Source organism: Eubacterium ramulus, assembly GCF_003122485.1.
Classification (GTDB): domain Bacteria; phylum Bacillota; class Clostridia; order Lachnospirales; family Lachnospiraceae; genus Eubacterium_I; species Eubacterium_I ramulus_A.
This window is the reverse complement of record NZ_JRFU01000135.1, coordinates 24,890-34,784: the sequence shown is the minus strand read 5'-3', so window position 1 is coordinate 34,784 and position 9,895 is coordinate 24,890. Positions and strand designations below refer to the sequence as shown.

General features: G+C 39.6%; 5 protein-coding genes. All 5 read left to right on the top strand.

Translation table 11 applies throughout. From position 1 onward, the window contains the following. Nucleotides 1-46 precede the first annotated feature (46 nt). From LG34_RS11940 to LG34_RS11920, 5 genes are read left to right on the top strand one after another with little or no spacing between them, the layout of a single operon-like run. The gene (locus LG34_RS11940; protein ID WP_109216266.1) at nucleotides 47-373 is read left to right on the top strand and encodes a DUF6382 domain-containing protein; all 327 of its coding nucleotides are present in this window, start codon (nucleotides 47-49) and stop codon (nucleotides 371-373) included. Further along, a complete protein-coding gene (locus LG34_RS11935; RefSeq protein ID WP_109216265.1) occupies nucleotides 333-1,103 on the top strand; it encodes a PP2C family protein-serine/threonine phosphatase in 771 nt (256 codons plus the stop codon). The genes LG34_RS11940 and LG34_RS11935 overlap by 41 nt, the downstream gene beginning before the upstream one ends. Before the next feature lie 11 nt (nucleotides 1,104-1,114). Next, nucleotides 1,115-2,806 carry a serine/threonine protein kinase gene (locus LG34_RS11930; protein ID WP_109216264.1) on the top strand — a complete coding sequence of 564 codons (1,692 nt, stop codon included), beginning with the start codon at nucleotides 1,115-1,117 and terminating at the stop codon, nucleotides 2,804-2,806. After that, nucleotides 2,806-3,294, top strand: a complete 489-nt coding sequence (locus LG34_RS11925; protein ID WP_109216263.1) for a hypothetical protein — start codon at nucleotides 2,806-2,808, stop codon at nucleotides 3,292-3,294. The genes LG34_RS11930 and LG34_RS11925 overlap by 1 nt, the downstream gene beginning before the upstream one ends. 53 nt (nucleotides 3,295-3,347) lie before the next feature. Further along, nucleotides 3,348-9,839, top strand: coding sequence for a hypothetical protein (locus LG34_RS11920; RefSeq protein WP_109216262.1), 6,492 nt, complete (start codon nucleotides 3,348-3,350; stop codon nucleotides 9,837-9,839). The last annotated feature ends 56 nt before the right edge of the window (nucleotides 9,840-9,895 follow it).

The following is a 9,895-nucleotide window of genomic DNA, read 5'->3' as shown; positions in this document are numbered from 1 at the left end:
TCATGAGTGAGGGGCAGGGGAGTTGAAGTGTCGAAGACACTTTTTTATGATGGAACAAATCGTAGACATGAATCAGAAAATAAATGCCAATGACCTGAATGCAGAGAGTGTGATATGGGATATCAACTATATTTTTATCAATGAAGCAACAAGAAAACTGCAGTTTATTTATCTTCCATTGGAGCAGAACTGGCAGACGGTTGACGTTCAAATGCTGGTAGACTACATTTGGTATTCTGTGAAATCGGTACAGGGACATGATAGAAATTATATATCCGAATTTGCCTATTTTTTGAAGGGGATGGTATACAAATTAATTCAGGGGAGGAAGTATGCGATATACGGTAGTAGCAGAAACAGATATTGGAATTAGGAAGAACATAAATCAGGACAGTGTTCTTGTAAAACATGCAGAGACAGAGTTAGGGGAAATTTTACTTGCGGTTGTTTGCGATGGAATGGGAGGAATGGACAAAGGAGAGCTGGCAAGTGCTACTGTGATCCGAAGTTTTGCAACATGGTTTGAACAGGAACTTCCAAAAGAACTGGTGCATCTTGATTTTACGGTCATCGCACAGAAGTGGGAATTAATGATAAGGGAATTAAATACAAAAATAGGTATTTACGGGCAGCGGCAGCGTGTACAACTTGGAACCACGGTCACTGCTATTTTGTGTGTGGGAGACAAGTATCTGACTTTACATGTAGGAGATACCAGATTGTATTTTCTGGATGAAACGACCATTCGTCAGATGACTACAGATCATACGTTTATTGCCAGAGAAATAAAAAGAGGAACGATGACATTAGAACAGGCAAAAGTGGATAAAAGGCGAAATATGCTGTTGCAATGTGTGGGAGCTTCTGCGCAGGTGGAACCGGAAATGCTGTATGGAAATATAAAAAGCGGCGTATTTTTGCTCTGTTCGGATGGTTTTCGACATGAGATCGGGGAAGCAGAGATGTTTCAGACATTACATGCAAGTGTTTTGAAAGATCAAAAGACGATGAAAACGCAGTTACACCATTTGATCGAACTGGTAAAACAACGACAGGAAAGGGATAATATCTCAGCGATTTTAGTGAAAATCGATGGAAGATAGGGGAAGAAGTTATGGCAGAAATAGGATCTGTAATTGACGGAAAATATGAGATTTTAAGAAAAATCGGTCAGGGCGGAATGTCCGTTGTTTATCTGGCAATGGACACGCACTTGAATAAGCAGTGGGCAGTAAAAGAAATTAGAAAAAAAGGCAACGGAAAAGACGACGTGGTGATTGTAAACAGTCTACTTGCGGAAGCAAATATGATGAAAAAACTGGATCATCCGTCTCTGCCACGTATTGTCGATATTATTGACAACGGGGAGACCATTTTTGTTGTCATGGATTATATCGAGGGAGAATCGCTGGATAAGATTCTTCTGGAATACGGTCCACAGCCGGAGGAGCTGGTGATTGCATGGGCAAAGCAGTTATGCGATGTCTTATCTTATCTGCATTCCCAGAAGCCGCCGATCATTTACCGTGATATGAAACCGGCCAATATTATGTTGAAGCCAGAGGGAAATATTAAAATCATTGACTTTGGTATTGCCCGGGAATATAAGGAACAGAGCCTGGCAGATACCACCGTGCTTGGAACAAAAGGTTATGCGCCTCCGGAACAGTACAGTGGCCAGACTGATGCAAGATCCGATATTTTTGCGCTTGGAATGACGATGCATCATTTGCTGACCGGAATCGACCCGCGTGGCGGAGAAAAATATGTACCGGTCCGGATGTGGAACCCGGAATTGTCAGAAGGTATTGAGATTATCATTGACAAATGTGTACAGCCGGCAGCGGAGAACCGATATCAGAATTGTTCAGACCTGTTATATGATCTGGAACATCCGGATCTGATCACCAAGGACTATAAACGGACACAGAAGCGGAAATTGCGGGCATTTGTCATATTCGGAACTCTGGCAGTCGCTCTTGCGGCAGCAGGAATCACCTGCAGGGTGGCAGCAAAAACGATCAACAATAATGATTACGAAAATCTGGTTTCCGTATCAGAATCAACGTCAGTAGATGAAAAAATCGACAGCTATATGAAGGCAATTGATATTTATCCGGAAAAACTGGATGCTTATGAAAAAATGCTGACGGCTTATGAAGACGATGGAACCTTTGGAAAAAAACAAAATGATCAGTTTTTGGGAATTTACAACCGAAATAAGGCAGAATTTGACACTTCCAGTAAGGAGTATGCGGAACTGAATTATCAGATCGGTATGATGTATTTTAACTATTATACGGATGACGATGGCTCCTATAGTTTTTCCAATCGTGTACAGAAAGCCATTTCTTTCTTTGAATTAAATGCGAAAAATGAGAATATTTCTCCTGATTTTAAAGAAAAGAAAATTTCGGACTGTTATTATCAGATCTGCTCTTTCTATAAAACTTATATTTTGAATTCAGCGACCGTAGAGGAAGCATCAAAAGAAAATTATGAACAGCTGTTGGATCAGATCGACGATACGTTGACAGAGGTGGAAGATTCCGGAGCGTATGATAAATTAACATTTTATAATGGTGTATTTATGCTACTGTATGATCAGAGAACAAATATGGAACAGGTAAATGTAGATCAGGATAAGATTCTTACTTTATTGGATCGTGTTTATGAAAAAGCATCAGAACTGACGGTACAGAAGGAACAGTCACAGCAGTTGCAGCGGGAAATTCTTGATAATTACGACAACTATAGAGAAGCAATTCAGAGAACTTATACAAATGCGGAAGAGAGGAAACAGTAATGGCAGAATTATTAGTAAAAATATCGTATATTGCATTTGCCGGAGCTGTTGTTTGCCTGATTCTGGCAGTTATTTTGTTTATAAAATTTAAAATTCCGACGGTAATTGGTGATCTGTCAGGAAAAAATGCGAAGAAAGCAATTCAGCAGATGCGGGAGACAAACTCCCAAAAAGGCAATCCGGCCTTTAAACCAGGAAAAAAGAACGAAAGGCATAAAAAACTAACGGAAGAATTAACATTTAAGAAAAAAGAAAATGTGACAGAGGCAATCCGGCCGGAAACGGGATTGCTAAAAGAAACAATGGCGGCTTCACAGGAGTCATCATCAGATGAGACGGAACTGCTGGTAAGCGAAGAAACCGCTATTTTGGGGAATGTGACAGAGTCTTTGGAAAATGAGACGGAGATTCTGACACAACAGAAAACAGTGCATATGAAGATGTTGGATGACATTATGCTGGTGCACACAAAAGAACGTATTTCATAAGTAATATTTACTTATTACAAATATGAAATAAAAAATAAACAAGGGAGGAAAAGATGAGAAACAGAAAATGTACAAAGCCCAAACGCTTGTTATCCTTTTTTCTGGCAGTTCTGGTTGCAGTGTCTATTCTGCCGATGTCCTGGCTTCAGGCATCAGCAGCAACAGAAAAACACCCGGATGCAGTAACCATAACCGTAACAGATGGAAATGGAAAAGCGCTGGCTGATGCGGTAGTCAATTATACGATTGAGTCGCAGACAGATGTTGAAAATCCAATATCCGGAATTGTAATGACGGACGAAGACGGATGTGCAGAAGTACTGTCTGGGGATGACTATAAGGAAAATGATTTAGAACTTACCGCACAGGTATCCAAAGAACATTATGAGAGCAATGATACGGCCATTGTATCTTTGCCAATCACATCTGCAGATCAGAATTTTGAGGTGTCCTTACGTTGCATGCTGATTGAGGATGTGACTGTGACAGGTGTAACGGAAGCGTATGCGGATGGAAAAAAATTCCCGGCAGCTACCGTGGAGGGTATCGTAACAGATGGTGAACATCCGGATAAGGTAACCTATGAACTGTACACATATGAAAAAGATGAGACGACTGGGAAAGACGAATGGGTATCAGCGGGACAAACCAGTGAACTTCCACAGATTTCAGAGGTGGGAAACTACAAACTTGCGGTCAGTGTAGACCGTGGGGAACAGTATGAGATTTATCGTACTGAGGTTGATTCAGAAATAACGTTAGGTAAAATAACGGATTATACAATTACACCTTTGAATGAGACCTATACCGGAGCAAAGGAAGGTCAGGAACTTCCAAAATATGATGCTGTAACGGTAACCGGTGGAAGAAAAACTGATAATGTTACTTATAAGCTTGGTACCGGTGAGAAAACCGAGACGATTCCACAGATTCAATATGCCGGAACTTATTCTGTGACAGTACGTGTGGAAAGAGAGAATTATGAACCTTTTGAACAGACGTATACGGCAGTGCTTAAGTCAAAGGCAAATGAATACAAGGGTACATATGATGGAAAATACCATCGACTGATAGAATCCGTGGAAGGAACCGATCCTAATAATAAAGATGTAGTGGTGGAATACAGTGTATCCGAAAAGAAAGAGGAATCAAGCTGGTCAAGAGAGGTCCCAAAAGGTGTAAATGCAGGAAGTTATCCGGTTTATATCCGAATCGACAGAGATAATGACGGAAAATTTGAAGAAACAATTGATGCAATAGCAACGATTGATCCGGTATCCATTGAGCTGAAAAATATTTCAGATGAGATACCAGAAAGTGTAACATACGAAGAAGCGCGAAATAGAACCTACGATTATTCTGTAAAAGCTTTTGGTGTTGATGATCAGGAGTTTGATTCATCAGTCGTGAAGATTACTTATTCCATTGAGAGCGCAGAAAAAGAAGATAGCTCTGAAGAATCAGGGGATACAGAAGGAACAGAAACAGGGAATGCTTCTACAGATATGAAAGAAATTGCAACGATCGATGAAGGAGGACAGCTGCAGGTTCAGGAAGCAGGCGGTGGTCATAGCATCTATGTAGTTGTAAAAGTAGAACTTAAAGATACTTGTTCAGAAAAAAACAATTATATTAAAAAAACACGAAAAACACAGTTAGATATTGTTCAGATGGATGGTCTGCTGAAATTTGAAGAAAATGGTAACATTGTTAGTTCTAAAAAGTATGTGTTTGGAACAAATAATGGTATTATTTCAAATTTGAAGGCATGGAAATCTGAGAAGGACAACGGTACAATCACTTATAGTACGACTGTTAATGGAGAAGATTCCGAAAACTATGGAATTTCTATTGACAAAACGAGTGGAAAACTTAGTATTTCCAATTATGAGAATCTGGCAGAAAAATTAGTGGATAATAACGGTGCTCTGACTGTAAAAGTGACTGCTCACAAAACTGCTGGAACAAAATGGGTTAGAAAAGGCTTTGGGCTTTGGGCAAAAAAAGTACTTTATGAGGAAGCAGATGCCGATTATTCCATTAATATTCAGTTTGAAGCAACGCCGGAGAACAGTTTTTCTCTGAAGAGCTCTGAAAGTGCAGATGCAGAAACAATAACGGCCAATGAAGCAGGATGGTTTCAGCAGGCTGTATATGTTGTTCCGGCAGAGGGATATCAGATTGCAAGCGAATGGAAAAATGATGCAACTAAGACATTAAATGCAATGAGCTGCGTGGTATTTAATAATCAGGGTGAAAGCGAACGTATTGTTTATCTGAAAAGTACAACGACTGGTGGTATTACAGCTCCAATCAAAACTGGTATTGAGAAAATTGATAGTGTAAGACCAGATGCAAAAGATATCGAGATTACCTATTCTGCTTCTACTTCGCCTATTCTTGAAATGTTAAATAAAATTTTCCATTTCTATGATAAAACTGGTGTCGAAGTAACAATTACAGCAAAGGATGCTACTTCTGGTATTAAAGCACTGAATTGGATCTATACACGTGCTGATGATGCCAGTGATAGTAATCTGGAACAGGCCAGTGGAACTTTGACTGACATCGCGGAAGTTAAAACGGATAGAGATAAAAAAGTTTATCAGGCAACATTGCTGCTTCCAGTTGGGAAAAAAGATCAGTTAAATGGTAATCTGCAGGTACAGGCAGTTGATGCAGCAGATTTGTCCTCTGACTATATGACGGACACGGACAATATTGTTGTCGTTGATAGTATATCTCCAAAGTTAGATGCATCCTACAGTTTTGAAAACGCAACGGAACATTACCAGAAGGTAGAAGAAGACGTTAATGAGAAGAAAGTTAATCATCATTATACTTCTGATGATGTAACGGTAACACTAAAAGTAAAAGAAGCAAACTTTTACGCAGATGATGTAACGGTCACCATAAAAAAAACAGATGTATCGGATAAAACGACAGACTATTCGTTCAAGGGATCAAAGCTGAATTGGGAAAAGATTACAAATAAAAATGCCCCAGAAGATGATGATGGCAAAGACTGGTACCAGGCAGAATATACACTTTCCGAAGAAGGCGATTATGTTATTACGTTACAGGATACCGATCATTCCGGAAATGTCGAAGAAAAAGTCTATACATCAGAGGTTATTACCATCGACAAGACGGCACCAACCATTACGTTTGAGGAAGATGCTTCTGTAACAGATAAAACAGATCCTAAAAGAAATCAGAAAGTAACTGTAAATATTGATGAACGTAATTTCCGTGCAAAAGACATTTCGGTAACCGGTTCTGCAAAAAATATCAAAGGGGAAGATGATCAGAAGAAGCTTGATGCTCTTAATGAGTATCTGCAGCAAGAGGACAGCTGGAAAATAATAGATAAGAAGCATGTCGCAGAACTGTCTTTGGATAAACTCGAAAATGTTGTCGGAGATGCAATTTATGATCTGAAATTTGAATATAAGGATCTGGCAAAGAATTCACTGGCCGGTGAGGAAAAAGAACATTGTACAGGGGTGGTTCTGGATCGTGAAGCACCAACGAACGTAAAGGTTTCCTATTCTGATAACTATACAACACTAAAGAAAATATTTGATAAAGTGGCGGAAGCAGTTACCGGTAAAAAATATTTCTATTATAACAAAAAAGTAACATTGACATTTACTGCTCAGGATGAAGTCAGCGGTGTAGATCACTTTACCTGGTCTTACGCAAAAGAAGCAAATGCAAGTAATGTAAATAAAGATACAGGCGATTCAGCGTATACATTACAGACGGTAGACGCAGTTCAGGATAAGGAAAAACCGGAACAGTTTTCAGCAACGGTTGTTTTACCGCGTGGGGACGCAGATCAGTTAAGAGGAAACTTTATTTATGCGGCAACAGACAAATGCAAGAAAGAGATTAAAAATCCAATTGTAGATAATGAAAATGTGATTGTTGTGGATACTAAGGTTCCAACCATGACTGCAACTTATACAACTCCAAGCAGAAAAGAGGGAAATCACTGGTATTACAACAAAAACATTGATCTGACCTTTGCGGTGACAGAAGCAAACTTCTATGCAGAGGATGTAAAAGTTGAATTATCCAGAAATGCAGGTGCAACTTATACAGAGATTACACCGGCATGGACCGATGAATCAGTAGATCTTCATATTGGAACATACACAATTCCGGCATTGAAAAACCACAGCAATGATGCTGACTACAAGATTCGTGTCACCTATGAAGACCGTAGTGGAAATGTCATGAAGGAATATGTGTCAAACGTTATGACAATCGATACCAAAGCTCCGATCATCAGCGTATCCTATACAAATAAGGATGTAAAAAATGTATTAGCGGATGCAGAAGGTCATAACAGATCTTATTTCAATGCAACACAGACAGCAACCGTGACAATCAATGAGCACAATTTTGTTGGAAAAGAAGTAGATTACACGATTATTGCCAAAGATGTGACTGGAAAAGTATTGAATGCGGATGCATTGTGTCAGAAATCCGGATGGACAGATCGTGGTGATATTCATACGATGACGATTACTTATCCGGGAGATGCAAATTATACGTTTGATGTGGCATATGCAGATCTGGCAACCAATCAGGCAACAGATTACAGTGAGGATTATTTCACTGTTGATAAAACAGTTCCATCTGGTCTGACTGTAACATATAGTCCGAGTATTTTAGACACTGCATTAAATGGAATCTCCTATGGTTTCTATAATGCAAAAGTAAGAGTTACACTTACTGCAAATGATGACATCGCAGGTGTACATGATTTCAAATATGCATATACCAAAGCGGCAGGTGTCAGTGCTGTAAATGCAGAGCTGATCAATCAGATCATCGAGGAAGCAGGAATTACTTATTCTGCAGATGGACGGACAGCAACTTCTACGTTTGAGATTCCGAAAAATGCGTTAACAAATGATACACAGTTTAACGGAACTGTTCAGTTTACAGCAAAAGACCGTTCAGAAAACGAATCCGGTGAGCTGGCAGATACCAAACGTCTTGTCGTAGATAATATCGCACCGACAGCAAATGTTGAGTATAACACGCCGGTTCATCAGGAAAATGGTATTTCCTATTACGATGGAGCTGTTACAGCAACAGTGACAATGAACGAAGCAAACTTCTATCCGGAAGATGTAGTTGTATCTGTTACAAAAGATGGTGTAGCATACAGCGTATCTCCAAGTTGGAGTGATCAGGGAACCGATGTTCACATTGGAACATTTACATTATCTGAGGATGGCGATTACTTCATCACCATGAACTACAGAGATAAATCCAGCAATCAGATGGTGGAATATTCTTCAGAACAGCTTACGGTAGATACAGAGATTACCGCACCGGTAATCACAGTAAACGGTGAAGAAGCAAATGGCAGAGCTTTCAAAAATGAAGTAGTTCCGGCAGTATCATTCAATGATATCAACTTTGACAGTTACAAAATCACACTGACAAGAACCCGTTATGATGTGAAAGATGAAGATGTGACTGAAAAATACATTGGAAGTGCAGTTGCATTAGACGGTCAGGGTGGAAGCGGAAGCTTTGATACTTTTGAGAAAGAAGCAGGAACAGATGGTATTTATACTATGATTGTTTCTATGACAGACAAAGCAGGACATTCAGCAGAAACAACAGCAACCTTTACTGTAAACCGATTTGGTTCTGTATATGTGTATAATGATCAGCTGATTGACCTGATTCAAGATGGTGGAGCGTATGTTCAGCCGTCAGCAATCAAGGATGATCTGGTAATCACTGAGTATAATGCAGACAGACTTCTGGCAGATTCACTGGATATTGAAGTTCTGTGTGATGGTAAACCGATGGCAGATACAGATTATTCTGTGACACCGGAAATTAATGATCAGGCACCGATCGGAAGCAGTGGATGGTATCAGTATCAGTATACGATCGCAAAAGAAAATTTTGCAAAAGATGGTGTATACAAGATTGCCGTAGCATCAAAAGATGCAACCGGAAACAGCCCAGAGACAACAAACTATGAGGACAAAGAGATTCTGTTCCATGTGGACGGAACTGCTCCTGAAATCACAAGTATTGCAGGACTGGAAGATACCATCATTAACGCACAGAGTGTAGATGCAACCTACAGTGTTTATGATACAATGGGTCTGAAATCCATCAAGGTTCTGGTAGACGGAAAAGTAGTGGATGAGATCACTGATTTCTCTGCTGACAGAAATAACTACGAAGGCGATTTTGTAGTTAATGAAAGCAAAGATAAACAGAAAGTAGAACTTGTTGTTACTGATCTGGCAGGTAATGTGACAGATACAGATTCAGAAGAATTCAAAGAAGCTTGTGCGTATGAATTCAATGATGTAGTAACAATTTCTACAAATCCGATGGTACGTGCAATGGCATGGATCAAAGATCATGCAAAAGTGATTGCAGGTACAGTAGCTGTAGTAGCAGCCATTGTAGCAGGTATTATTGTACTTGTGTTAGTTCGCAGACGGAAAGATTCAGAGGATGATTCAGAGTCAGGCGGAAATAATTCAGATGAGTAATTAGGAAAGTGTTAGGTTAGTATCTGATTATTTGAACAAGGCGCAAAGCGACTGTG